This is a genomic window from Prosthecodimorpha hirschii, from assembly GCF_001305515.1.
GTDB classification, from domain to species: domain Bacteria; phylum Pseudomonadota; class Alphaproteobacteria; order Rhizobiales; family Ancalomicrobiaceae; genus Prosthecodimorpha; species Prosthecodimorpha hirschii.
In genome coordinates, this window is sequence record NZ_LJYW01000001.1 from 2,926,603 (window position 1) to 2,927,525 (window position 923).

Consider the following 923-nt stretch of genomic DNA (forward strand, 5'->3'; position numbering starts at 1 on the left):
TCCAGGGCGCCTCACGGCTACCCCTTCACTGGCTTACGGAGCGCTCCGCTACCGTGTGCTTTCGCACACCCGCAGCTTCGGCTCGTGGCTTGAGCCCCGGTACATCTTCGGCGCAGGAACCCTTGTCTAGACCAGTGAGCTGTTACGCTTTCTTTAAATGATGGCTGCTTCTAAGCCAACATCCTGGTTGTTTTGGGATCCCCACATCCTTTCCCACTTAGCCACGAATTAGGGGCCTTAGCTGGCGGTCAGGGTTGTTGCCCTCTTCACGACGGACGTTAGCACCCGCCGTGTGTCTCCCGAGCAGTACTTCCAGGTATTCGGAGTTTGGTTGGGTTTGGTAGGTCTGTGGGACCCCCTAGCCCATCCAGTGCTCTACCCCCTGGAGTATTCACTCGAGGCGCTACCTAAATAGCTTTCGCGGAGAACCAGCTATCTCCGGGTTTGGTTGGCCTTTCACCCCTAGCCACGGCTCATCCGAGACTTTTTCAACAGGCACCGGTTCGGCCCTCCAGTGCGTGTTACCGCACCTTCAGCCTGGCCATGGCTAGATCACCCGGTTTCGGGTCTAATCCGACGAACTGAACGCCCTGTTCAGACTCGCTTTCGCTGCGCCTACACCTACCGGCTTAAGCTCGCTCGCCAGACTAACTCGCTGACCCATTATACAAAAGGTACGCGGTCACCCAGGACGAACCTTGGGCTCCCACTGTTTTGTAGGCATCCGGTTTCAGGAACTGTTTCACTCCCCTTGTCGGGGTGCTTTTCACCTTTCCCTCACGGTACTTGTTCGCTATCGGTCGCTGAGGAGTACTTAGGCTTGGAGGGTGGTCCCCCAATTTCAGACAGGATTTCACGTGTCCCGCCCTACTCATGTCCTCAACCTTCGCCGTCCCGTACGGGGCTATCACCCATAACGCCAG

At 57.1% G+C, this 923-nt stretch carries 1 other annotated feature (running past one end of the window).

The features are described from left to right. Positions 1 to 923 (bottom strand) — a sequence feature (23S ribosomal RNA rRNA prediction is too short) (it continues 139 nt past the right edge of the window).